The sequence below is a fragment of the Modestobacter altitudinis genome, assembly GCF_005930475.1.
In the GTDB taxonomy this organism is placed as follows: domain Bacteria; phylum Actinomycetota; class Actinomycetes; order Mycobacteriales; family Geodermatophilaceae; genus Modestobacter; species Modestobacter altitudinis.
The window spans coordinates 22691-47249 of record NZ_SJEW01000036.1 but is presented as its reverse complement, the minus strand read 5'-3'; the positions used below and the strand labels follow the sequence as shown (position 1 = coordinate 47249).

General features: G+C 72.5%; 20 protein-coding genes. 7 read left to right on the top strand and 13 right to left on the bottom strand.

Annotation, left to right across the window (positions count from 1 at the left end; translation table 11 throughout):
* The coding region (locus tag FHL79_RS25540; RefSeq protein WP_218938472.1) for a hypothetical protein at positions 1 to 243 on the top strand (243 nt) is incomplete at its 5' end.
* Positions 244 to 270: 27 nt separating this feature from the next.
* Here FHL79_RS25540 and FHL79_RS14440 read toward each other — a convergent pair.
* Entirely contained in the window at positions 271 to 1392 is a 1122-nt protein-coding gene (locus tag FHL79_RS14440) for an aromatic ring-hydroxylating oxygenase subunit alpha (RefSeq protein WP_138759284.1), read from the bottom strand.
* A 152-nt stretch (positions 1393 to 1544) separates the two neighbouring features.
* Positions 1545 to 2336 (bottom strand): IclR family transcriptional regulator, encoded by a 792-nt coding sequence (locus FHL79_RS14435; protein WP_138759283.1) that lies wholly within the window; start codon positions 2334 to 2336, stop codon positions 1545 to 1547.
* A gap of 131 nt (positions 2337 to 2467) precedes the next feature.
* Here FHL79_RS14435 and FHL79_RS14430 point away from each other — a divergent pair, with 131 nt between their 5' ends.
* Complete coding sequence (locus FHL79_RS14430; protein ID WP_138759282.1) at positions 2468 to 2788, top strand: bifunctional 3-phenylpropionate/cinnamic acid dioxygenase ferredoxin subunit; 321 nt, start codon at positions 2468 to 2470, stop codon at positions 2786 to 2788.
* Positions 2785 to 3954 carry an NAD(P)/FAD-dependent oxidoreductase gene (locus FHL79_RS14425; protein ID WP_138759281.1) on the top strand — a complete coding sequence of 390 codons (1170 nt, stop codon included), beginning with the start codon at positions 2785 to 2787 and terminating at the stop codon, positions 3952 to 3954. The genes FHL79_RS14430 and FHL79_RS14425 overlap by 4 nt, the downstream gene beginning before the upstream one ends.
* Before the next feature lie 50 nt (positions 3955 to 4004).
* Here FHL79_RS14425 and purU read toward each other — a convergent pair whose 3' ends face one another.
* Positions 4005 to 4853 (bottom strand): formyltetrahydrofolate deformylase, encoded by an 849-nt coding sequence (gene purU, locus FHL79_RS14420; protein ID WP_138759280.1) that lies wholly within the window; start codon positions 4851 to 4853, stop codon positions 4005 to 4007.
* A 10-nt stretch (positions 4854 to 4863) separates the two neighbouring features.
* Complete coding sequence (locus tag FHL79_RS14415; protein WP_138759279.1) at positions 4864 to 6237, bottom strand: L-serine ammonia-lyase; 1374 nt, start codon at positions 6235 to 6237, stop codon at positions 4864 to 4866.
* A 123-nt stretch (positions 6238 to 6360) separates the two neighbouring features.
* Between FHL79_RS14415 and FHL79_RS14410 the strand changes: the two genes are divergently transcribed.
* The gene (locus FHL79_RS14410) at positions 6361 to 7029 is read left to right on the top strand and encodes a GntR family transcriptional regulator (RefSeq protein WP_138759278.1); all 669 of its coding nucleotides are present in this window, start codon (positions 6361 to 6363) and stop codon (positions 7027 to 7029) included.
* Positions 7030 to 7034: 5 nt separating this feature from the next.
* On the opposite strand, the gene FHL79_RS14405 is transcribed toward FHL79_RS14410, so the two are convergent.
* From FHL79_RS14405 to FHL79_RS14380, 6 genes are all read right to left on the bottom strand, one after another.
* Complete coding sequence (locus FHL79_RS14405; protein ID WP_138759277.1) at positions 7035 to 9500, bottom strand: GcvT family protein; 2466 nt, start codon at positions 9498 to 9500, stop codon at positions 7035 to 7037.
* 11 nt (positions 9501 to 9511) lie between these two features.
* On the bottom strand, positions 9512 to 10093 hold the full coding sequence (locus FHL79_RS14400) for a sarcosine oxidase subunit gamma (protein WP_138759276.1): 582 nt from the start codon (positions 10091 to 10093) through the stop codon (positions 9512 to 9514).
* Positions 10086 to 12956 (bottom strand): 2Fe-2S iron-sulfur cluster-binding protein, encoded by a 2871-nt coding sequence (locus tag FHL79_RS14395; protein WP_138759275.1) that lies wholly within the window; start codon positions 12954 to 12956, stop codon positions 10086 to 10088. The genes FHL79_RS14400 and FHL79_RS14395 overlap by 8 nt, the downstream gene beginning before the upstream one ends.
* Complete coding sequence (locus FHL79_RS14390) at positions 12953 to 13231, bottom strand: sarcosine oxidase subunit delta (RefSeq protein WP_138759274.1); 279 nt, start codon at positions 13229 to 13231, stop codon at positions 12953 to 12955. The genes FHL79_RS14395 and FHL79_RS14390 overlap by 4 nt, the downstream gene beginning before the upstream one ends.
* 14 nt (positions 13232 to 13245) lie before the next feature.
* On the bottom strand, positions 13246 to 14478 hold the full coding sequence (locus FHL79_RS14385; RefSeq protein WP_138759273.1) for a sarcosine oxidase subunit beta family protein: 1233 nt from the start codon (positions 14476 to 14478) through the stop codon (positions 13246 to 13248).
* 219 nt (positions 14479 to 14697) lie between these two features.
* Positions 14698 to 16506, bottom strand: coding sequence for a BCCT family transporter (locus FHL79_RS14380; RefSeq protein WP_246080796.1), 1809 nt, complete (start codon positions 16504 to 16506; stop codon positions 14698 to 14700).
* Positions 16507 to 16858: 352 nt separating this feature from the next.
* On the opposite strand from FHL79_RS14380, the gene FHL79_RS14375 reads away from it, so the two are divergent.
* A complete protein-coding gene (locus FHL79_RS14375; RefSeq protein ID WP_138759271.1) occupies positions 16859 to 17704 on the top strand; it encodes a CmcJ/NvfI family oxidoreductase in 846 nt (281 codons plus the stop codon).
* 15 nt (positions 17705 to 17719) lie between these two features.
* On the opposite strand, the gene FHL79_RS14370 is transcribed toward FHL79_RS14375, so the two are convergent.
* Positions 17720 to 19003: a hypothetical protein gene (locus tag FHL79_RS14370; protein ID WP_218938471.1), complete on the bottom strand. Its 1284-nt coding sequence runs from the start codon at positions 19001 to 19003 to the stop codon at positions 17720 to 17722.
* Positions 19004 to 19235: 232 nt separating this feature from the next.
* Here FHL79_RS14370 and FHL79_RS14365 point away from each other — a divergent pair, with 232 nt between their 5' ends.
* Positions 19236 to 21056, top strand: coding sequence for an amino acid permease (locus tag FHL79_RS14365; RefSeq protein ID WP_138759270.1), 1821 nt, complete (start codon positions 19236 to 19238; stop codon positions 21054 to 21056).
* 30 nt (positions 21057 to 21086) lie between these two features.
* Entirely contained in the window at positions 21087 to 21977 is an 891-nt protein-coding gene (locus FHL79_RS14360; protein WP_138759269.1) for a universal stress protein, read from the top strand.
* A gap of 63 nt (positions 21978 to 22040) precedes the next feature.
* Here the strand turns inward: FHL79_RS14360 and FHL79_RS14355 are convergent, their stop codons facing one another.
* Together FHL79_RS14355 and FHL79_RS14350 are read right to left on the bottom strand one after the other, a co-directional pair.
* A complete protein-coding gene (locus FHL79_RS14355; RefSeq protein ID WP_138759268.1) occupies positions 22041 to 23435 on the bottom strand; it encodes an aspartate aminotransferase family protein in 1395 nt (464 codons plus the stop codon).
* Positions 23436 to 23769: 334 nt separating this feature from the next.
* Positions 23770 to 24531 (bottom strand): SDR family NAD(P)-dependent oxidoreductase, encoded by a 762-nt coding sequence (locus FHL79_RS14350; RefSeq protein ID WP_138759267.1) that lies wholly within the window; start codon positions 24529 to 24531, stop codon positions 23770 to 23772.
* Positions 24532 to 24559: the final 28 nt, after the last annotated feature.

The window sequence follows — 24559 nt, the reverse complement described above, 5'->3', positions numbered from 1 at the left end:
CCACGCACCGGCCCGACCACCCACCAGATGGCCGTGCCGGTGCGTGGTGCGGCCGGCCTGAGGGCCAATGTGGCCACTTCTGCCCCTCGGTGGTCGCCGCCCGCGCCTCGGTCACGACCGGTTCGCACTGGCCGGCATGGCCGGGGCGCGCTGGTCACCATCCGGGCCGGGCTGGACCACCCGGACGTCGTCACCCACCCCGCGTCGCTGGACGTGCTGCCCGACCTGCTGACGCGTCCGTGATCACGGACCTCACTGGGGGCTCGCCGGTCAGGTCGCCAGGCGCTGCTTCAGCCAGTCGTGGAAGGCCCCGATGTGGTGTTCGGACGGGACGAGCACACCGCCGTTGGCGTAGGCGCGCGAGGACATGGCCGGCTGGGTGCGCTCGCAGGCGGCGAAGTCCTGCTCGTTGACCCGGTGGAACAGCTCGACCGAGCGCGACACGTCCTTCCCCGACTCGACGACCTCGTGCGAGTACAGCCAGTCGCACTCCACGATCGTCCGGTCCGCCGAGACCGGGAACATGCGGTGGACGATCACGTGGTCGGGGACGAGGTTGATGAAGACCGTCGGCTTCACCGTGATGGCGTAGTAGCGGCGGTCCTGGTCCTCGGCCACACCGGGCAGCTTGTCGAAGCCCTCGCTGCCGTCGACGGTGAAGCCCTGCACCTCACCGCCGAACTCCGCCCCGTGGCCGACGAAGAACTGTGCTGCGTAGCCGTCGGCGAACTCCGGCAGCACCTCGGTGAGCTCCGGGTGGATGGTCGCGCAGTGGTAGCACTCCATGAAGTTCTCGATGATGAGCTTCCAGTTGGCCTGGACGTCGTAGGTGATCCGACGGCCGACCGACAGGCTGTCGATCTCGTAGCGCTCGATGGCGTCCTGGCCGCCGAGCCGCTCCACGACCGCTCCCACGACGTCCTCCTCGAACGACGGGGGGTCCGCGGCCAGGCACAACCAGACGTAGCCCAGCCACTCACGCAGGTGCACCGGCACCAGTCCGTACTCGACCCGGTCGATGTCCGGCATCTTGGTGAGGTTGGGAGCTGCGATGAGCTTGCCCTCGAGGTCGTAGGTCCAGGCGTGGTACGGGCACTGGAAGGCGCGCCTGGTCTGCCCGGAGTCCTCGGTGCAGATCTGGGCGCCGCGGTGGCGGCAGACGTTGAGGAACGACCGCAGCTGCCCGTCCCGGCTGCGGACGACCAGCACGCTCTCCCTGCCGACCTGGACCTTCTTGAACGACCCGGGTGTCGGCAGGTCCTGCGCGCGCACGGCACAGAACCACATGTCCTCGAAGACGCGGGCCTGCTCGAGGGAGAAGACGGTCGGATCGGTGTAGTACTGGCCGGGCAGCGTGGGGATGAGGCTGGCGGGCAGGTCAGTGGTCGTCATGCGGCACCTCAGAGGTCGCGCCGGGCGCGCCGGGGGGTCGCGCCGGTCGTCGGACAACGCAGTAGGGCTGGACCCCGGCCGCCGTCCTCAGAGCACGGACGCGACGACCGACGTGTTGCACATTACCCACTCCGTTGCGTCTGGCACAACGGTCAGCCGAAGAAGCCGAGCCTCCGGCTGAGGTCGTCCGCACCGGCGACGACCCGCCGCGCGATGTCCGGGAAGCTCTCCGCAGGCATCCGGAACGCGGGCCCGGAGACGCTCACCGCGGCGACCACGTCGCCGTCGCCGTCGCGGACGGGGGCGGCGAGCGCGCTGAGCCCGACCTCGTACTCCTCCACCGTCGACGCCCAGCCCTGCTCCACCGTCAGGTCCAGTTGCCGCTGCAGCACGTCGGGATCGGTGATCGTGACGGCGGTGAACTGCTGGAGGTCGCGCGACAAGGCGACCTTGCGCACCGCGTCGGCCGCGAACGCGAGGAGGACCTTGCCGCTGGAGGTGGCGTGCAGGGGCGTCGCGCGCCCCACCCAGTTGTGCGAGCTGAGCGCCGCGGGGCCGCGCGCCTGGCTGATGTTCACCGCGCGCTCACCGTCGAGGATGGCGATGTTGACCGTCTCACCCAGATCGGCGGCCAGCTCCTCGCAGGTCCGGCGTCCCTCCTGGGCGAGGTCGAGCTGGGCGGTCGCCGCCCCGGCCAACCGCACGATCCCGAAGCCCAGCCGGTACTTCCCCCGGTCGGCCAGCTGCTCCACGAGGTCCTTGCTCTCCAGGGCGGCGACGAGGCGGAAGGCGGTGGACTTGTGCACGCCGAGTTCCGCGGCCACCTCCGTGACGCCGGCCTCGCCCTTGACCGCCAGGATCTCGAGGATGGTCAGGGCGCGGTCGACCGACTGCACCAGGGCAGCCGGGGCCCGCTCCCCCGTCGGGTCGTCCGGCGCGCTCATGCCCCCAGGGTAGGGCTCGGGTGGGAACCGGCCGCCCGTCCTCTTGACGGCGGACTCCGGGACGGGGAGGCTGTTGCGCATCTAGCAAAGAGTTGCGCTGCGCGCAACGGCGACGGATCTGGAGCCTCTACATGATCACGGTCTGCCCCACCAGTTCGTTGCCGCCGGGCGAGGCGATCCGCGTGCCGGCCGAGGAGCCGATCGCGGTCTTCAACGTCGACGGCGAGTTCTTCGCGATCGACGACACGTGCACCCATCAGGACGCGTCGCTGGCCGACGGCTGGCTGGAGGGCGCCACGATCGAGTGCCCCCTGCACGCCTCGTGCTTCGACCTGCGGACCGGCAAGCCCTCCGGCCCGCCGGCCAAGGTCGCGGTGCGCACGCACCGGGTCGTGGTGGCCGACGGCATGGTCCACGTGCAGGTGAGCGCAGCGGCGGAAGGCGCCGCATGACGAGCACCATCGCCGTCGTGGGGGCCTCCCTGGCTGGGCTGTCGGCCGCCCGCGCGCTGCGCGAGCAGGGCCACGACGGCCGCATCGTCGTCATCGGCGACGAGGTGCACGCACCGTACGACCGCCCGCCGCTGTCCAAGGAGTTCCTGGCCGGGACGACGACGGTCGACGACATCGCCCTCGGCTCACCCGAGGACGACGCGCTCGACCTCGAGTGGCGGCTGGGCACCCGGGCGGTCGGCCTGGAGCGGCTGAGCCGGTCGGTGCAGCTGGCCGACGGCAGCGAGGTCCGGGCCGATGGCGTCGTGCTGGCCACCGGCGCCCGCGCGCGGCGGCTGCCCGGCAGCGACGGCCTGTCCGGCGTCCACGTGCTGCGGACCCTGGACGACGCGGTCGCGCTGCGGGCGGACCTCGCCGTCGCCGAGCGCCTGGTGGTCATCGGCGCCGGCTTCATCGGGGCGGAGGTGGCCTCGACCGCCCGACAGCTCGGCCTCGACGTCACGGTCGTCGAGACGCAGCCCGTGCCGCTCGCCGGTCCGCTCGGAGGCGAGCTCGGCGCGGTGTGCGCGGAGCTGCACGCCGACCACGGCACCCGCCTGCTGACCGGGACCGGCGTGGCCGGCCTGATCGGCACCGAGCGCGTCGAGGCGGTGCAGCTCACCGACGGCACCCGCCTGCCGGCCGACGTCGTGGTCGTGGGCATCGGCGCCCTGCCCAACGTCGAGTGGCTCGCCCACTCCGGCGTGGCCCTGGGCAACGGGGTCCTCACCGACGAGGGGTGTGCCACGAACGTGCCCGGCGTGGTCGCCGTCGGGGACTGCGCGGCGGCGTGGTCGGTGCCCGCCGGGCGGAACGTGCGCATCGAGCACTGGACCCACGCGCTCGAGCAACCCGCCACCGCGGCCGCCACCCTGCTGGGCGGTGCACCCCCGGTGGCGTGCCCGGTGCCCTACTTCTGGTCCGACCAGTACGGCGCCCGGATCCAGTTCGCCGGGTCCCGGCGGGAGGGTGACGTGCCCCGGGTGGTGGAGGGCGACGTCGCCGAACGGAGCTTCCTGGCCGTCTACGAGCGCGACGGCGCTCCCGTCGCCGTGCTCGGCATGAACCAGCCCCGGCTGTTCACCCGCTGGCGCCGCCAGCTCCGCCCGGCCGTGCCGGCGTCCTGACCGGACTCGAGCCCGCCGCACACCGGTCACCACCGTGCCCTGCGCCCGGTTCAGCGGAAGACGACGGTGCTGTGGCCGTTGAGCAGCACCCGCTGTTCGGTGTGCCAGCGCACCGCGCGGGACAGGGCGAGCGCCTCGGCGTCCTGGCCGACGGTGGCCAGCGCGCGCGGGTCGAACGTGTGGTCGATGCGGATGACCTCCTGCTCGATGATCGGCCCCTCGTCCAGGTCGGCGGTGACGTAGTGGGCGGTCGCCCCGACGAGCTTGACGCCGCGGTCGAAGGCCTGGTGGTAGGGCTTGGCGCCCTTGAAGCCCGGCAGGAACGAGTGGTGGATGTTGATCGCCCGACCGTGCAGGGCTGAGCACGTCTCGTCGGAGAGCACCTGCATGTACCGGGCCAGCACGACGAGGTCGACGCGGTACTCGTCGACCAGCTCGAGCAGCCGGGCCTCGGCCCCGCGCTTGCCGCCGGGGGTCACGGGCACGTGCACGAACGGCAGCCCGGCAGCCTCCGCCATCGGTCGCAGGTCCTCGTGGTTGGACACCACGACGACCAGCTCGCCGCCGAGGTTGCCTGCGCGCCACCGGAAGACGAGGTCGTTGAGGCAGTGCCCGAGCGTGGAGACCATCACGAGGACGCGCTCCGGCCGGTCGCCGGCCACCTGGTAGGACATGCCGAACCGGTCGGCCACCACCTGGAAGGCCGCGGACAGCCGGTCGGCGTCGGTGTCCTCGGCGCACACGAAGGCGGTGCGCGCGAACAGCTGCCCGCGGAGTGGGTCGTCGAACTGCTGGTGCTCGACGATGTCGCAGCCGTGCTCGAACAGGAACGAGCTGACGGCGTGCACGATGCCCGGGCGCTCGGCGCAGCTGAGCGTGAGGGTGAGGGGTCGGGACACGGGTGCCTCCTCAGCACTCGACGACGTTGAGCGCCAGGCCGCCACGGGCGGTCTCCTTGTACTTGTCCTTCATGTCGGCGCCGGTCTCCCGCATCGTCTTGATGGCCTTGTCCAGGGAGACGTGGTGCCGCCCGTCACCACGTACGGCCAGCCGGGCAGCGGTGATGGCCTTGACCGCGCCGACGGCGTTGCGCTCGATGCACGGGATCTGCACCAGCCCCCCGACGGGGTCGCAGGTCAGCCCCAGGTTGTGCTCGATGCCGATCTCTGCGGCGTTCTCCACCTGCTCCGGCGTCCCCCCGAGCAGCTCGGCCAGGCCGGCGGCGGCCATCGAGCAGGCCGAGCCCACCTCACCCTGGCAGCCGACCTCGGCTCCGGAGATGGAGGCGTTCTCCTTGAACAGCAGACCGATCGCGGCGGCCGTCAGCAGGAAGCGGACGACGTCGTCCTCCGAGGAGCTGCCGACGACGTCGCGGTGGTGGTGCAGCACCGCGGGCACGATCCCGGCGGCACCGTTGGTCGGCGCGGTCACCACCCGGCCGCCCGCGGCGTTCTCCTCGTTCACCGCGAGCGCGTAGAGGGTCACCCACTCCATCGCCAGGAGCGGGTCGGGCACCTCCGGATGGGCCTCCAGCTGGGCCCGGAGCGCCGCCGCGCGCCGGCGCACCTTCAGTCCGCCAGGCAGCACGCCGGCCGTACGGGTGCCGCGCTCCACGCACTCCTGCATCACCGACCAGATGTGCAGCAGGCCGTCGCGGACCTCGGCCTCGCTGCGCCAGGAGAGCTCGTTGGCGAGCATCACGTCGCTGATCCGCAGCCCGGACTCGCGGGTGCGGGCCAGCAGCTCCTCGCCGGTGCGGAACGGGTGGCGGACCGGCGTGCTGTCCGCCACGAGCACCGGGGCGCCGGCCGCGTCCTCGTCGAGGACGAAGCCGCCGCCCACCGAGTAGTACTCGCGCCGGCGCAGCTCCCGCCCGTCGGCGCCGAGGGCCCGGAACACCACGCCGTTGCTGTGGAAGTCCAGCCGCTTCCGGCGGTGCAGCACGACGTCGTCGGCCACGGAGAACGCGACGGGGTGCGCGCCGGCCAGCCGGAGCCTCCCCTCGCGGCGGATCGACTCGACCCGGGGCTCCGCGGTCAGGGGGTCGACCAGGTCGGGCTGCTCACCCTCAAGCCCGAGGACGACGGCCTTCACGCTGCCGTGGCCGTGGCCGGTCGCGCCCAGGGACCCGAACAGCTCGCACCGGACGCCGGCGACCTGGCCGAGGAGGCCCTCGTCCTGCAGGCGGGTGACGAAGAGGAACGCCGCTCGCATGGGTCCGACGGTGTGCGAGCTGGACGGACCGATGCCGACCGTGAACAGGTCGAAGGCACTGATGGTCATGCCGCTCCTCCGCCCGACCCGGTGCAGCACTACGCCGCCTGGTATATCAGTGTGCTGCTTGACGGTATGTCTTTCCCTCTCCGGGGGCAAGACCCTGCGGCGATCAGCACCTAGGATGACCTGGTGACCGCTGCACCGCTGGACCCGGACGCCGCTGCCGCCTCGTCGCTGGCCGAGCGGGCGTACGTCGCGATCCGGGACCAGCTGATCATGCTCGACATCCGTCCCGGCGAGCCGATCGACGACGACGGGCTGGCCAAGGCGCTGGGGGTGGGCCGGACCCCGGTGCGGGAGGCGCTCAAGCGCCTGGAGGTCGATCGCCTCGTCGTGTCGTTCCCCCGCCGCGGGACGTTCGCGACGGGGATGGACATCTCCGACCTCGCGCACATCTCCGAGATCCGGGTGCAGCTGGAACCACTCGCCGCCCGACGCGCCGCCGAGCGCGCCACCCGCGGCGAGCGTGCCGAGCTCGCCGAGCTCGCGGTCCGGATCCAGGAGATGGACGTCGCCCAGGCGGACCGTGCCGAGCTCATGCGGTGCGACCTGTCGGTCCACCGCGCGATCTACCGGGTGGCCGGGAACCCCCACCTCGAGGACGTGCTGATCCGCTACGACAACCTGGCGACGCGCATCTTCTGCCTGTTCCTGGACCGCCTGCCGACGGTGGACGAGCACGTCGGGGAGCACGTGCACCTGCTGCAGGCGATCGCCACGGGGGACGCCGACCGTGCCGACGAACTGGCCCGGCAGCACGTCCTCGGCTTCGAGACCGCCGTCCGCGCGGTGATCTGAGGAGCTCAGCCGCGGATGCGGGCCATCTCCGGGTCGACGAGCGGCTCGGCGGAGACGGTGGCCGGGATGCGCCGGCCGAAGTACTCGATCTCGACGGCCGTGCCGACCCCGGCCGAGGCCGGCAGCCAGGCGTAGGCGATGGGGCGGCCGATCGTGTGCCCGAACGCCGCGCTGGTCACGTACCCGGCGGGTCGGCCGTCGAGGAACACCGGCTCGGAGCCCAGGACGACGCTGTGCCCGTCGTCCACGGTCAGGCAGGACAGCCGGCGGGTGACCGTGTCCGCACCCAGCCCGGCGATGGCCTCGCTGCCGACGTGGCCCTGGTCCTGCGTGCGGACGGCGAAGCCCAGCCCGGCCTCGTAGGGGTCGTGCTCGGTGGTCATGTCCGAGCCCCAGGCCCGGTAGCCCTTCTCCAGCCGCAGGCTGTTGAAAGCGGCCCGGCCCGCGGCGACCACCCCGAGGTCCTGCCCGGCCGACCACAGCACGTCCCAGAGCCGCTGCCCGGTGTCGGCATCGGTGTAGAGCTCCCAGCCGAGCTCGCCGACGTAGGACAGCCGCATCGCGGTCACCGGGACACCGCCGATGCGGGCCCGCTTGGCCCGGAAGTACTTCAGCCCCTCGTTGGAGAAGTCGTCGGAGGTCAGCCGCTGGACGAGGTCGCGGGCCCGTGGTCCCCAGAGGCCGATGCAGCACGTGCCGCCGGTGGTGTCGCGGACGACGACGCTGCCGTCTGCCGGCGCCGCACGCCGGAGGAGGTCGTGGTCGAGGTTGCCGTTGGCGCCGACCTGGAAGAGGTGCTCCCCCAGCCGGGCCACGGTGAGGTCGCTGCGGATGCCACCGGCCTCGTCGAGGGCCAGCGTGTAGGTGACCGAGCCGACCGACTTGTCCAGCCGACCGGTGGTGAGCCGCTGCAGCAGCCCGAGTGCTCCCGGACCGCTGACCTCCAGGCGCTTGAGCGGCGTCATGTCGTACAGCGCCACCGCCGTGCGGGTGCGCCATGCCTCGGCCGCCGCGATCGGCGAGGAGAACCGTCCCGCCCACGGCTCGCGGGCCGGGGGTGTCCACTCCGCCGGGAGCTGCTCGACCAGCCCGGCGTTCGCCTCGTACCAGTGCGGCCGCTCCCAGCCGCCGGCCTCGAGGAAGACGGCTCCCAGGGACTCTTGTCGGGCGTGGAAGGGGCTCACCCGGAGGCCGCGCGGGGACGTGCGCGGCTGCAGCGGGTGCAGCACGTCGTAGATCTCCACGAAGTTCTGCTGAGAGGTCTCGCTGACGTACTCCGGCGCGAGCTGGACCTCCTCGAAGCGGTGCACGTCGCAGCCGTGCAGGTCGATCTCCGAGCGGCCCTCGACCAGCAGCTGCGCCACCGCCCGGCCCACGCCCGCCGAGTGCGTCACCCACACCGCCTCGGCGATCCAGAACCCGCGGACGTCCGCGGACTCGCCGATCAGCGGTCCGCCGTCCGGGGTGAAGGAGAAGACGCCGTTGAAGCCGATGTCGACCTTGGTCGACCGCAGCGAGGGCAGCAGCAGCTGGCTCTGCTCCCACACCGGCGCGAAGTCCTCCTCGGTGAAGGGCAGCATGGAGGGCATCGACGACTCGCGGACGTCGTCGTCGGGAGCCAGGTCGCGCAGGTCGACCGGCATCGGCCGGTGCGCGTAGGAGCCGATGCCCAGGGTGTCCCCCCGCTCGCGGTAGTAGAGGTCCTGGTCCTGGTGGCGCAGGATCGGCAGGCTCGCCTCGGTGAGCTCGTCGTTGCGACCGACGAGGTCGGGCACCTGACCGGTCCAGGCGAACTGGTGGGCCAGCGGCAGGAGCGGCACCTCCATCCCGACCATCGCGCCGACGGCCCGGCCCCAGAAACCGGCGCAGGTGACCACGACGTCGGCGGGGAGGACGCCCTCGGGGGTGCGGACGCCGGTCACCCGACCGCCCGCCTGCTCGACGCCGATCACCCGGGTCGAGCCCAGGAAGCGCGCACCGCGCGCCTGCGCGCGCCGGGCCAGCGCCACCACGGCGCGGGAGGCCTTGGCCAGCCCGTCCGTGGGCACGTGCAGGCCGCCGAGGACCCGGTCGGCGTCGATGAGCGGGTGCAGCCGCACGCACTCCTCGGGCCCGACCACCTCGGCCTGCACGCCCCAGGAGGTGGCCCAGCCCCGCTTCCGGTACAGGTCGGTGAGCCGCTCCGGGGTGGTGGCGACCTCCAGGCCCCCCACCTGGTTGAAGCACCAGGCGCCGTCCACGTCGAGGCCCCGGAGCTTCTCGACGGTGTAGCGCGCGAACTCCGTCATCGTCTTCGAGGCGTTGGTCTGGAAGACCAGGCCCGGGGCGTGGGACGACGAGCCACCGGTCAGCGGCAGGGGCCCCTGGTCGACCACGGTGACGTCGTGCCAGCCGCGGACGGTGAGCTCGTCGGCGAGGTTCGCGCCGACGATCCCCGCTCCGATGATGACCACGCGAGGGGTGGTGGACATGGCTGTGTTCCTCACTGCTCGGTGGTGGTGAACTCCAGGGCCGCGTCCAGCAGCCAGTCGGCGAGGTAGCCGGCGAAGGAGGACCGGACGAGGACGCCGTGGTCGCTGCCGTCGTCGGACAGGGCCAGCAGCACCACGCCGGCGAGGCCGAGCGTGGTCTGGGCGCAGGCACCCCGGCGGAAGACCCGCGGGTGCAGGTCCAGGGCACATCCCCGGGCCAGGACGTCGCGCACCCGCTCCCCCGTCAGGCGCAGGCTGACCCGCTGGGCCGACACGTCGACCGCGGCGCCCCCGTGCGGCACCAGGACGGCGCGCAGCCGGTCCTCCAGCTCCTCGGGCGTCTCCGCCGTGCTGGTCAGCAGCCACTCGTCGGGACCGAGCCAGACGGCCCGACCGTCCCCGGCCGGCACCCAGGTGTTGGGCGTCCTCGGCAGGTCCACCCCCAGCCGCGCCGACTCGTCGGGGGCGAGGGCGCCGAGCCGGACGTCGGCCATCGCGACGAACGGCTCCACCGTGATGCCGACGGCGGCGGGCAGGGCCGCGAAGGTGTCCGTCCACGCCTCCAGCGGGTGCGTGCGCAGCAGCTCAGCCATCTCGGCGGGCTCCTTCCGGGTCCACCAGGACCGACGCGGTGACCTCCACGGGCACGAGGGACCCGTCCAGCGGGACGTGCAGGGTCTCGCCGATCCTCGACCGGCCGGCGCGGACCAGGGCGAGGGCGAAGGGCCGACCGAGCTCGGCGCTGCGGTAGCTCGAGGTCACGTGGCCCAGCATCGGCACCGGCGGCGGCGGGAGGACGCCGTCCGGGTGGAGCTCCACGACCTGGGACCCCTCCGGCAGCACGGTGCTCCCGTCGGTGGGCAGCAGACCGACCAGCTGCTTGCGCCGCGGGTCGGTGTTGGCGGGCCGGGCGAAGGAGCGCTTGCCGATGAAGTCGGGCTTCTTCTTCGACACCGCCCAGGCCATGCCCAGGTCGTGCGGGGTGACGGTGCCGTCGGTGTCCTGGCCGATGATCGGGTAGCCCTTCTCGGCCCGGAGCACGTGCATGGTCTCCGTGCCGTAGGGCGTGATGCCGTACCGGCGCCCGGCCTCGATCAGCCTGGTCCAGACGGCCATGGCGTACCAGGCGTTGAGGTGGACCTCGTAGGCGAGCTCCCCGGAGAAGCTGATCCGGGCCAGCCGGACGGGCACCCCGTCCAGCGTCGTGTCCCGCCAGGTCATGAACGGGAACGCCTCGTTGGCGACGTCCACGCCGGGGAACACGGCGCCGATGACGTCCCGCGAGCGGGGACCCACCACCGGGAAGGTGACCCACTGCTCGGTGACCGAGGTGCAGTGCACCCGCAGGTCCGGCCACTCCGTCTGGACCCACTCCTCCATCCAGTCCAGGACCTTCGCCGCGCCGCCGGTGGTGGTCAGGGCCAGGAAGCGGTCCTCGGCCAGGCGCAGCACGGTGCCGTCGTCGATGACCATGCCGTCGACGCCGCACAGCACGCCGTAGCGCACCGAGCCGACCTTCAGGCTGCTCATCAGGTTGGTGTAGATGCGGTCGAGCAGGACGGCGGCGTCGGGACCCTGGACGTCGATCTTGCCGAGCGTGGAGCCGTCGAGGATGCCGACCGAGGTGCGCACCGCCGCGCACTCGCGCAGCACCGCGGCGTTCATGTCCTCCCCCGGCTGCGGGTAGTACCGCGGTCGCACCCACTGCCCGACGTCCTCGAAGACGGCCCCCTGCGCGACGTGCCACCCGTGGACCGCGGTGACCCGCTCCGGGTCGAAGAGCCGGCCCCGGTCCCGCCCGGCGAGCGCGGCGAAGGACACCGGTGTGTAGGGCGGCCGGAACGTGGTGGTGCCGGTCGCCCGGACGGGGACGCCGAGCAGCTCGGCGGTGATCCCCGAGGTGAGGACGCCGGAGGTCTTCCCCTGGTCGTGCGCGGTGCCGATGGTCGTGTAGCGCTTGACGTGCTCGATCGACCGGAGGCCGGCCCCGACGGCGCGGGCGATGTCGGCGACCGTCGCGTCGCGCTGCAGGTCGACGAACTGGGTGGTGCCCTCCGCCCCCGAGGTGTCCGGCACCCGCCACAGGACCATCGGCGCGGCCGGCGTCCTGAACTCCGGTGCCGAGGGCAGCCGGTCGTCGGCGGCCGGCTCGAGCTGCAGCGACGCCAACGCGGCGCGGCCCACCCGCTGCCCGTCGGCCAGGCACCCGGCCAGGTCGGTCACCCCGGCGGCTGCGCCGGCGGCGGCCAGGCCGTCGACGTCGTCGCCGGGCAGGAAGGCGCCGAGCTCCTCGTCGTAGCGGAGGCGTCCCCGGGCCTGGCTGTACAGGTGGACCGCCGGGTTCCAGCCGCCGCTCACCAGCAGCAGGTCGCACCCCACCGCGGAACTGGCGCCGACCTCGCCCCCGGCCAGCGGGGCGACGAGCGCGTGCGTCACCCGCTCGACGCCGCGGGTGCCGGTGACCACGGACCCGGGGAGCACCGGGATGCCGGCGTCGTCGCACTCCGCCCGCCGGTGCGGTGCGCCGTCCGGCCGGGCGTCGACCACCGCCTGCACCCGGACGCCGGCCCGGGACAGGTCCAGGGCGGCGTCGTAGGCGCTGTCGTTGGTGGTGAAGACGACGGCCTCCCGGCCGGGCAGCACTCCGTAGCGGTGCAGGAACGTCCGGGCCGCGCCGGCCAGCATGATCCCCGGGCGGTCGTTGTCGGCGAAGACGACGGGGCGCTCGTGGGCGCCGGTGGCGACCACGACCGACCGGGCGCGCAGCCGCCACACCCGCTGGCGGGACAGGTGCTCGGGTGCTGCGGCGCCGAGGTGGTCGGTGCGCCGCTCGAGCGCGAGGACGAAACCGTCGTCGTAGCTGCCGAAGGCCGTGGTGCGCTGCAGGTGCAGGACCTCCGGAGAACCGGCCAGTTCCTGCACGGCGGCCTCGACCCAGGCGGTCGCGGGGACCCCGTCGAGCTGGTCGGTGCCCGACAGCAGGGACCCGCCGGCCTCGGACTGCTCGTCCACCAGGGCGACCCTGGCCCCGGCCCGGGCCGCGGTGAGGGCGGCGGCCAGGCCGGCCGGTCCGGCCCCGACCACCAGCACGTCGACGTGGTGGTGGACGGCGTCGTACCGCGCGGAGTCGGGCACGTCGGCCAGGCGCCCCTGGCCGGGCAGGCCGGAGGCGGCCAGCCCGTCGTAGAGCTCGACGGTGGTCGCCAGCAGCATCGGCTCGGGGAACGGCTCCTCGATCTGCACCAGGCCGCACGGGTCCTCGGCCCAGGCGCCCGCCACGCCGCGGGGGCGCCCGAGCTTCACGCTGGTGGCGATCGAGTGCCGCCCCGCGGCCAGCAGCGCCGAGGCCAGGGTGTCGCCGGGGTGGCCGGTCAGGGCCTCCCCGTCGAAGGTGAACCCGAGGGTGGTGGTGCGGTCGATGCGCCCGCCCTCGACGGTGCGGTGGGTGCTCGTCACGGGGTCACCGGCCGGGGGTCGTCGAGGCGGTACACGGCCTCGAAGCGGTACGTGGCCGTGTCGCGGACCGCGTTGAACCAGCGGCGACACCCGGCGCTGTGGTTCCAGCGTTCGGCGAAGCGGCCCTTCGGGTTGGCGCGGAAGAAGACGTAGTGGGCCCACTCCTCGTCGTTGAGGTCGGCCGGGGCCGCGGGGTGGGGCACGTGGGCCTGGCCGCCGTAGGAGAACTCGACCTCCTCGCGGGGGCCGCACCACGGGCATGCGATGAGCTGCACGGGGACTCCTGGGTTCAGTGGGCCACGGCGGCGGCGCCGTGCTCGTCGACGAGGGCGCCGGTGACGAAGCGCTCCAGGGTGAACGGCGCCACGAGCGGGTGCGGCTCGCCGTGGGCGATGGTGTGCGCGAGGGTCGAACCGATGCCGGGGGTCGCCTTGAAGCCGCCGGTGCCCCAGCCGCAGTTGAGCCAGACGTTCTCGTAGGGGGTGCGTCCCACGATCGGCGAGGCGTCCGGGCTGGTGTCCACGATGCCGCCCCAGGTCCGCAGCAGGTGCGCGCGGGCGAAGACCGGGAACAGCTCCACCGCGGCGGCCATCTGGCGCTCGATGATGGAGAAGGCGCCCCGCTGGCCGTAGCCGTTGTAGGAGTCGACGCCGGCTCCCATGACCAGCTCGCCCTTGTGCGCCTGGGACACGTAGACGTGGACGGCGTTGGACATGACCACCGTGGGGTGCACCGGCTCCAGCAGCTCGGAGACCAGCGCCTGCAGCGGGTGGCTCTGCACCGGGACGGGGATGCCGAGCAGGTCGGTGAGCACCGAGGTGTGCCCGGCGGCGCAGAGGGCGACGCTGCCGGTGGCGATGTCGCCGCGGGTGGTGCGCACGCCGGTGACCCGGTCGCCGTCGGTGGTGAACCCGGTGACCTCGCAGTCCTGGATCAGGTCGATCCCGGCCTCGTCCGCCCGACGGGCGAAGCCCCAGGCGACGTAGTCGTGCTTCGCGATGCCCGCGCGTGGCTGGTACGTGGCCCCCAGGACCGGGTAGCGGATGTCGCCGGCGGTGTTGACGATCGGGCAGACCTTGCGGACCTCGTCCGGGTCGAGCCACTCCGCGTCGACGCCGTTGAGCTTGTTGGCCTCGACCCGGCGGACGCTGTCCCGGACGTCCTGCAGCGTGTGCGCCAGGTTCAGGACGCCGCGCTGGCTGAACAGGATCGGGTAGCCGAGGTCCTCCTCCAGCCCCTCCCAGAGCTTGAGCGAGTGCTCGTAGATCGCCGAGCTCTCGTCCCACAGGTAGTTGGACCGGATGATGGTGGTGTTGCGGGCCATGTTGCCGCCGCCCAGCCACCCCTTCTCCAGCACCGCGACGTTCGTGATGCCGTGGTCCTTCGCGAGGTAGTGGGCCGTGGCCAGGCCGTGGCCGCCACCACCGACGATCACGACGTCGTAGGAGCGCTTCGGCTCGCGGTCGTGCCACAGGAGGTCCGGGTGCTCCGGCAGGTCCGCGCCGGGGGTGCGGGGGCTCATCGGGCGCTCTCCGTCGGTCGGGTGCGGCAAACTGGTATATCAGTCGTGTAGAAGACTAGGCGGGCTCGTCGAGGCGGTCAAGGGGCGGACTGCTGGCGGCATCCCGACGCCCAGGGGGCGGCCCGACGAGCGCAGGCCCCCTGACGGTGGGGAGTCCACCGCCAGGAGGCCTGCCCGTCGGGCCCGCCGGATCAGCGGGCGGAGGACACCGGCGAGGACTCAGTCACGCGGGTCCCGTGGCCGTCCGGTCACGTGCGCCTCCCGGTCGCTGCCCACCTGGACCGGGAACCCCTCCCGCGGCCGGAGCGGGTCCTGCCCACCCACCGTGGGAACCGACGGGTCGGCGTCCCGACGCGGGTCGACAGCCGACGGCGGCGTCGTCCGGACCGGTTCGGCCCGCACCACCTCCCCACCCGGTCCGCGCTCCACGACCAGGACGAAGTCGTCGCCGTGCCGGCTGATGCCGTCGACGACGGCCTGTTCGATCGCCACGTTCGCGTAGTTGCCGCGCAGGACGAGTGGATCAGTGCGGAGGTCCTTGACCAGGCTCACCGCCATCCCGGCCATCACCACCGCGAACGGCAGAGCGGCGATGATCGTCAGGTTCTGCAGCCCGGTGAGGGCCTCCCCCTCGTCGCCGATCAGCAGCATGATCGCCGCGACGGCTCCCATGGTCACGCCCCAGAAGATGACGACGGACCGGCTGGGCTCCAGCGTGCCACGCTGCGAGAGCGAGCCCATGACGATGGACGCCGCGTCCGCGCCGGAGACGAAGAAGATCCCCACGAGGACCATGACGAGCACGGTCGTGGCCGTGGCCAGCGGGTACTGCTCCAGGACGGCGAAGAGCTGCCCCTCCGACGAGCCCTCCCCGGCGACGTCGACACCGCCGCGCTGGAGGTCGATGCCGGCACCGCCGAAGACGGCGAACCACAGCAGGCTCACCACGCTCGGCACCAGCAGGACTCCGGTGACGAACTGGCGGATGGTGCGTCCACGGCTGATCCGGGCGATGAACAGCCCGACGAACGGCGTCCAGCTGATCCACCAGGCCCAGTAGAAGACGGTCCAGCCACGCAGCCAGGTCGCCATCGCGTCACCGCCGGTCGCCTCGGTCCGGGCTGCCATGGCCCCCAGGTCGGAGAAGTAGCTGCCGACCGCGTCGGGGATCAGGTTGAGGATGAACACCGTCGGTCCGGCGACGAAGACGAACACGGCCAGCACCAGGGCCAGGACCATGTTCGTGTTCGACAGCCACTGGATCCCCTTGGCGACGCCGGAGACGGCCGAGACGACGAAGGCCGCCGTCAGGACGGCGATGATGGCGACGAGCACGCCGTTGCCGACGCTGCCGGCCCAGCCGAGGATCTCCATGCCGCTGCCGATCTGCAGGGCGCCCAGACCGAGCGAGGCGGCCGAACCGAACAGCGTGGCGAAGATCGCCAGGACGTCGATGACCCGGCCGGCCGGCCCGGCGACCCGGCGCTCACCGAAGAGCGGGATGAAGGCGGAACTGATCAGCTGACGCCGTCCCCGGCGGAAGGTGCCGTAGGCGATGGCCAGCCCGACCACGGCGTACAGGGCCCACGGGTGCAGCGTCCAGTGGAACAGCGTCGTGGCCATCGCCGTCTCGATGGCCGCCGAGGTCTCGGGCTCGTTCGTGAGCGGCGGCGGGGAGACGTAGTGGGCCAGGGGCTCCGCGACGCCGTAGAACATGAGCCCGATGCCCATGCCGGCGCTGAACATCATCGCGATCCAGGAGATGGTGCGGAACTCCGGCCGCTCGCCGTCCCGGCCCAGCGGGATGCGGCCGTACCTGCTGGCTGCCAGCCAGATGACGAACACCACGAACGCCGTGGCCAGCAGCACGAAGAACCAGCCGAGGTTGCCGGTGATCCACCCCAGCGCGGTACCGCTGGCGGACCCCAGGCCGGTGGGGCTGAAGAAGCCCCAGGCCACGAAGCCCACCGCCATGGCCGCCGCGACGGCGAACAGCACCCGGTCCACGTCCCAGTGCCGGTCCGCCATGCAGGGTGGGGGCTCGGCGATCGCCGGGTGCGCTCTGCCCGCGGGACCGTCCGGCGCTCGAGCGGACTCCCCCGGCGGCGCACCCAGCGGGCTGGGGGTGGGACCTGGCTCCTGGCTCGGTTCGTTCATGACATCCCCAACCTGTTGCGTGTGTCGCAGTGGGTTTCGCAAGAGGGAACCATCCGCGAGGGGTGGGCGACAAGGGGCGTCCGTGGGTTTCCACACATGTAACAAGTCCGGAACGCGGGATCCGGCGTGCGATCTGCCTGCCGTCCCGGGGCGACGACCGTGGAGACCGCGCTACGGTCCCGCTGTAGGAGCTGGTCGACGGCCCCGGACGGAGGACGGACCCGTGACCGAGGACGCGCGGCCGGCGCTCAGGGCGGAGCTGACCTACCTGGACCCGCGGACCACCCACGGCCGGCAGTTCATCGCCCCCGGCGCGCGGGTCGCCACCGAGCTCACCGAGAAGCGCCCCGTGGACATCCGCGACGGCCGGCCGGTCCGGGACTCCTTCGCCCTCGACGTCCAGGGGTTCGCACTCGTCGACCACCGCAGCGCGGTTCCCGACTTCACCGACCCGGTCCAGCTGGAGCAGGTCTACGTCGCCGAGGTCTGCCGGTTCGTGCAGGAGCAGCTCGGCGCCGACCAGGTCCTCTCCCGCGGGTGGGAGCTGCGCCGCTCGGTCGCCCCGGCCGAGCACGGCGCCCAGCCGCCGGCCGCCGGGGTGCACGTCGACTACGCCCCCGGCCACATCCCCGGCATGGTGGCGCGGGCCCACGCCCGGCACTTCCCGGACGGCCCCGACTTCCGGCGGGCGGTCGTCACCAGCACCTGGCGGGTCTTCAGCCCACCGCCGCAGGACTGGCCGCTGGCGCTGTGCGAGTCCCGCACGATCGCCCCGGACGACGGCGCGCCGATCACCACCTACTTCGTCGACGAGCTGCCGGCGGACCCGTTCGGGCCGGTGGACCACCTGAAGCCGGTCGGCAGCAGCTGGAAGGTCCGCCACGACCCCGCGCACGAGTGGTGGTGGTTCCCCGCGATGACCCGGGACGAGGTGCTGCTGATCAAGCTGGGCGACACCGGTCGCGGTGGAGCGTGGGCCGCGCCGCACACCGCGTTCCCGGACCCGGCCGCCCAGGGCGCGGTGCCCCGGCACAGCATCGAGCTGCGCACCTTCGCCTACTTCCACTGAGTCGGGGTCCGACGGTCAGCGCGCGCCGAGGTGGCCCCGGCTGCGGTCCTCCTTGTACGGCGCGGGGGCCACCACCGCGCGGATCTCCTTCTGGCGCCCACCTGGCTTGCCCCAGTGCACGACGAGCTCGGTCCCGAGCTCGCTCGCGGCGACGTCGATGGTGCTCAGCGAGAGCATCTGCCGGAACCAGTAGCTGTACCCGCGGGAGGTCGCCACGCCCACCGTCGCCCCGTCCAGCGACACCCGGTCCGCCCACATGAACCCCCGCTGGTCGCGCGGCATGTCCATGTACTCGTAGTTCTCGCCCGGCCGGAACAGCGAGGCGTACACGTCCTGCACGTCCTCGGCGTCCCAGACCAGCGTCCGGAGCACCCGGCGCGGGAACGCCTTCTCGACCTCCAGGGCCTCGCGGCCGAGGAAGTCGTGGTCGAACCTGACGTTGCGACCCCAGCCGAGCTCGATGGGGCTGCGGTAGTACTCGCTCACCTGCTGGCCGTCGTAGCTGCCGGCGATGTAGGCCGGCTGCGCGAAGTCGGGCATGGAGGACCGGAACTCGGCGAGGTAGTCGGCCAGTTCGGCGTCGAAGATGGCCGGGATGTAGTCCGTGGCGATGGTCGGGTAGCTGGCCTCCAGGTGGTTGATCGGGGTGACCCGGGCGCCGATGCGGCGGATGCCGAACGGCCTGCCCGCCTCCATCACCAGCTGGCGGATCTCCTCGCCCCACTCACGAGGACCCTGGAGCTCGAACCCGACCTCCCCGGACATCCCCTGGCGCAGCGCCCAGACGGGGTGCCCGCCGATCTCGATCTGCGAGATGCGCATGAACCTCGTGGTCAGCAGGTCGCGCGTGTCGGTGACCGCGTCGAGGACGGCGAGCGCGTTCGGCCCGGCGACCTGGAAGACGAACCAGTCCTCCTGCTGGCACTGCGCTTCGTAGTCGCCGCGGGCCAACTGGTGGTCCAGCCAGAACCCACCCCGGCCGTGGACCACGTAGTCCTCGTCGCCGAACTTGGTCACGACGCCCTCGTGGACGACCTTGCCGTCGCGGTTGGTGTGGATCGCGTGCTTGGACCGGCCGGTCTCCCACTGCTCGACGCTGTTGACGGAGAAGTCGGCGATCAGCCGGACGGCATCGGGGCCGGTGAACCGGTGCTGCCAGAGGAACGACCAGTCCCCGAACGAGCAGGTCTGCTTCCAGGACAGGCTCTCGTCCAGCCAGTCGGTGTACTCGGGGTGGCCGAACCGGCTCCACGCGTACACCTGCGGCGGCCGCCGCATCTCCTCGACCGTGAACTCCATCGTCGGTCCACCTTCCGTGCGATCGCTGCTGGGTCAGCCACCGCCAGCAGGTCGGCGGTCCCGGCTGACCGTCTCACGCGGGCCGCTGCCGGACCGCCGGATCGGGCCGCTGCCCGCGTCCTGCCGACGGAATGCCGTTCGCGGACCCCCGCAGTAGCCTTCGCCGCAGCGGTTGTCATGCCCCACCATGCCGATGCCGGAGCACCCGGCTCGACCTCCACGAGGTGACGCAATGGGAGCAGCACCCCCCACCGAGCTCAAGAAGGGCCTCAAGCAGCGGCACCTCACCATGATCGCCATGGGTGGCGTGATCGGTGCGGGGCTGTTCGTCGGCTCGGGCACGGTGATCGCCGGCGCCGGCCCCTCGGCCTTCCTGACCTACGCCATCACCGGGGTGCTGATCATCCTGGTGATGCGGATGCTCGGCGAGATGGCGACCGCGAACCCCTCCACCGGCTCCTTCGCCGACTACTCGCGCAACGCGCTGGGGGGCTGGGCAGGCTTCTCCGTCGCCTGGCTCTACTGGTACTTCTGGGTGATCGTCATCGGCTTCGAGGCCGTCGCCGGGGCGAAGGTGCTGCAGTACTGGATCGACGCCCCGCTGTGGTTGATGTCGCTGGTCCTGATGACCTTGATGACGGCGACCAACCTGTTCTCGGTGTCCTCGTTCGGGGAGTTCGAGTTCTGGTTCGCCGGCATCAAGGTCGCTGCCATCATCGTGTTCATCGCGCTGGGCACGCTGTTCGTGCTCGGCGCGTGGCCCGACCAGCCCCTCGACTTCAGCAACCTGACCAGCCACGACGGCTTCTTCCCGCTCGGCGTCGGCGCCATCTTCTCCGCCATCGTGGTGGTGATCTTCTCGATGGTCGGCGCCGAGGTGGCCACCATCGCGGCCGCGGAGTCCCCCGACCCGGGCCGGGCCATCGCCCGGGCCACCAACTCGGTGATCATGCGGATCGCCGTCTTCTTCGTCGGGTCGATCTTCCTGCTGGCCGTGATCCTGCCGTGGAACTCCGCCGAGCTCGCCGCCTCGCCCTACGTCGCCGCGTTCAAGGTGATGGGCATCCCCGGCGCCGACCACATCATGAACGCGGTGGTGCTGACCGCCGTCCTGTCCTGCCTGAACTCCGGCCTCTACACGGCGTCCCGGATGCTGTTCGTGCTGGCGGCCCGGCGCGAGGCCCCGCTCGGGCTGATGTCGGTCAACCGGCGCGGCGTGCCGATGGCGGCGATCCTCACCTCCACCGTGGTCGGCTTCCTCTGCGTGATCGCGGCCGCGGTGTCGCCGGACACGGTGTTCTCCTTCCTGCTCAACTCCTCCGGCGCCGTGATCCTCTTCGTCTACCTGCTGATCGCGGTCTCGCAGATCATCCTGCGCAGGCGCACGGCGCCGGAGAAGCTGACCGTGCGGATGTGGGCCTTCCCGGTCCTGTCCGTCCTCGTCGTCGTCGCGATCCTCGCCGTGCTGGTCCAGATGGCGTTCGACGAGACCGCCCGCACCCAGCTGGCGCTGAGCCTGGGTTCCTGGGCGGTCGTGGTGGTCCTGTACTTCGCGACCAAGCGGTTGCACCGGGCGCCGAACGTGGTGGCCCCGGTGCAGGCAGACACGGTCGCCGAGCGGGTGCTGGTCCTGGCCAACGAGACGGTCAACGGCGAGGAGCTGCTCGACGAGCTGCGGTCGATCGACCGCGATCGCAACGCGCAGTACTTCGTCTGCGTGCCGGCCAACCCGATCGACACCGGTCAGGCGATGCACCGGGGTCCGGTCTACCTCTGGGAGGCCACCACCGAGGCGGCCCAGGCGCGGCTGGACCGGACGCTGGAGATCCTCCGCTCGGAGGGCCGGCACGCCGACGGTGCCCTGGGCAACTACAAGCCTTTGAAGGCGCTGGCTGATGCGGTCGCCGAGTTCCACCCCGACCGGCTGGTCATCTGCACGCTGCCCGAGGACCGCTCGGCCTGGCTGCGCTACGACGTCGTCGACCGCGCCCGGGAGGCCTACGACATCCCGGTCACCCACGTGGTCGTCGAGTCCGTGCACGTCGGTGTCTGACGGCGGAGCCCGCCCCGGCGGACCGGCCCGATGACCACGGTGATCGGTCTCGCGCCCAACCAGCGGGGCGCTGCGGCCGTGCACCTGGGGTCGATGCTGGCCCGCTCGCTCGCCGATGACGTGGTCGTGGCCACCATCGTCCCGGCCCCGTGGCCACCGAACCCCCACCGGATGGACGCTGAGTACCTGGCCCACCGGGAGGAGGCGGCCCAGGAGGCGCTGGCCGTGGCGCGCACCCAGATCGGTCCCGACCTCTCCGTCGAGCTGGTCAGCCACTCCGCCCGCTCGGTCTCCTCCGGGCTGCTCGACGTGGCCCGGGACCGGCGCGCCACCGTGGTGGCGCTGGGCTCGTCCTCGACGGGCCTGCGGGGGGTGGTCTCGCTCGGCGGGGTCGCCGAGCGGGTCCTGCACAGCGCCGACATCCCGGTGACGCTGGCGCCCCGCGGCTTCGACACCGGCCGGACCAACGCCCGGATCTCCCGGATCACGGTGGCGTTCGGGCGGGCGGACAAGGACAGCGACCTGCTGGTGACCGCCGCCCGGGTGGCCGCGGACATCGGGGCGACCCTGCGGGTGGCGTGCTTCGCCGTCCGGCCGTTGACCGCGGCCGCCGGGAGCATCGAGCCCTCGGCGGAGGACCTGGTGGTCGGCGAGTGGGCCACCCGGTTGGAGAGCGACGTCCGGCAGGCACTGCGTGCCGATGCCGGCGGGGCGGGAGCCGGGGTGGACGTCGTGGTGGGCCGGGGAGGGACGTGGGCCGCCGCCCTCAGCGGCGTCCCCTGGGGCCGCGGTGAGGTGCTCGCCGTCGGGACCAGCAGCTCGGCGGTCAGCCGGTTCTTCCTGGGGTCGCACGCCTCCAAGATCGTCCGGAACTCCCCCGTGCCGGTGTTCCTGTGGCCCCGCGCGATGCCCCGGGCATGACCGGCGTCGCGCCGGCTCAGCGCGCCGCGAGCAGGTCGGCGGGGAGGAGCGGCTCCCCCGTCCTCACAGCAGGTCCTGGGCCTGGGTCAGGGTGTGCCGCAGGACCTGCTCGATCTCGTCGAACTCCGGCTGACCGCAGATCAGCGGCGGGGCGACCTGGACCACGACGTCCCCGCGGTCGTCGGGGCGGCAGTACAGGCCGTTGTCGAACAGCGCCCCGGGCAGGAAGCCGCGGACCAGCCGCTCCCGCTCGGCGGCGTCGAAGGTCTCCCGGGTCGCCTTGTCCTTGACCAGCTCGACGGCCCAGAAGTAGCCGTCGCCGCGGACGTCGCCCACGATCGGCAGGTCCAGCAGCTTGCCCAGCGTCGCGCCCAGGGCGGCCTCGTTGTCCAGCACGCGCTGGTTGAGCCCCTCGGCCTCCATGAGGTCCAGGTTCGCCAGCGCGACGGCCGCGGACACCGGGTGGCCGCCGAAGGTGTAGCCGTGCGGGAACGCGACGCCGGGGCGCAGGAACGGCTCCACCACCCGCTCCGAGGCGATCATCGCCCCGATCGGGCCGTACCCCGAGCTCATCCCCTTGGCGCAGGTGATCAGGTCCGGGGTGTAGCCGAACTTCTCGCAGGCGAAGGTCGCACCGTGCCGGCCGAAGGCGCAGATGACCTCGTCGGAGACCAGCAGCACGTCGTGCCGGTCGCAGATCTCCCGGACCCGCTCGAAGTAGCCCGGTGGCGGGACCAGGCAGCCACCGGAGTTCTGCACCGGCTCCAGGAACACCGCGGCGACGGTGTCGGCGCCCTCGAAGACGATCGCCTCCTCGATCCGGTCGGCAGCCCACAACCCGAAGGCCTTCGGGTCCTCGGCGAACTCCGGGTGGCGGTAGAGGTTGGTGTTGGGCACCCGGAAGCCGCCCGGCGTGAGCGGCTCGAAGTCCTTCTTCATGGCCGGCAGCCCGGTGATGGCCAGGGCGCCGTGCGGGGTGCCGTGGTAGGCCACCGCCCGGCTGATCACCTTGTGCTTGCCCGGCTTGCCGATCAGCTTGAAGTACTGCTTCGCGGCCTTCCACGCCGACTCGACGGCCTCTCCCCCGCCGGTGGTGAAGAAGACGCGGTCCAGGTCGCCGGGCGCGAGGTCGGCGATCCGCTCGGCCAGCTCGGCCTGCACCGGCGTGGTGTACCCCCACACCGGGAAGTACGCCAGCTCCGCGGCCTGCTTGGCAGCCGCCTCGGCCAGCTCCCGGCGGCCGTGCCCGACCTGGACGACGAACAGCCCGGACAGGCCGTCGAGGACCTTGCGGCCCTGGTTGTCCCAGATGTAGGCCCCCTCCCCGCGGGTGATCACCGGGACGGGGGTGTCCGGGTGGCGGCCCTGACGGGCGAAGTGCATCCACAGGTGGTCCGCTGCCCGGGCCGCGGTCGCATCCGGGACCCCGGCCGGGGGCTGCTCGATCGAGGTGGTCATGCGGTGCTCCTCGTGGCGTCGGATCGGATGAGCTGTGCCACGAGTCTGCGGACCCCTGCCCTCGTTGTCACCCGACGGTCTGCGTCGTCCGCCCTCGCCGGTGCCGGTTCCGGTGCCGGTGCCGGCTCCGTTCCCACCCCTCGGGTGCCACCGGCTGTCGGCTTCGCACAGGAGGCGAGCCGCCCGTTGCCGAGCGACCCGCCGCTGAGCTGTTCCGTCGGGCTGAGCGGAGGTGGACCTGCGACCCGGCGCCCCCCGGCACGAGCCCCCGTCCGCGGGCGTCCGCCGATGTGCCGTGCCCGGAGGACCCGAGCGCGCGACTCCCTCCCGGTGCTCAGTGCATGTGGGATCCGCCGTTGACGTCGTAGGTCGCCCCGGTGATGTAGCCGGACTCCTCGCGGCAGAGGTAGGTGATCAGGTCGGCCACGTCGGCGACGGTGCCGTTGCGGCCGACAGGGACCCCGGCGATGAGCTCCGCCTTGCGGTCGCCCTCCAGGGCACCGCCGGTGATGTCGGTGTCGATCAAGCCAGGGGCGACGGCGTTGACGGTCACCCCGCGCGGGCCGAGCTCGCGGGCCAGCGCCCGGGTGAACCCGAGCTGTCCGGCCTTGGCCGCTGAGTAGGCCACCCCACCGAAGACCCCGCCGCCCCGCTCGGCCGACACCGAGGAGAGGAAGACGATCCGGCCGAAGCCGCGCTCGGTCATCCCCGCGGCCGTGCGCCGGGTGACGTTGAAGGCGCCCCGCAGGTTCACCGCGAAGATGCGGTCCCACTCCTCGCCGCTGACCTCCAGGAACGGGGTCGGCGAGGTGATGCCGGCGTTGTTGACCAGGGCGCCGACCGGTGGCACCGCGCCGTCCAGCACGGTCAGGGCGTCCTCGACGGACTGTTCGTCGGTGACGTCGCACCCGACTCCGACGGTCGCGACGCCGTGCCGCTCGGCCACCTCGTGGGCGGCGTCCTTGGCGCTGGGCTCGTCCAGGTCGAGGACGGCGATGTTCCAGCCCGCGGCAGCGAGCGCGTGGGCGGTGGCGCGGCCGATGCCGCGAGTGGAGCCGGCGCCGGTGACGACGGCGGTGAGGTCGGACACGGACATGGTGGTCCTCCAGGATGTGGTTCGGATG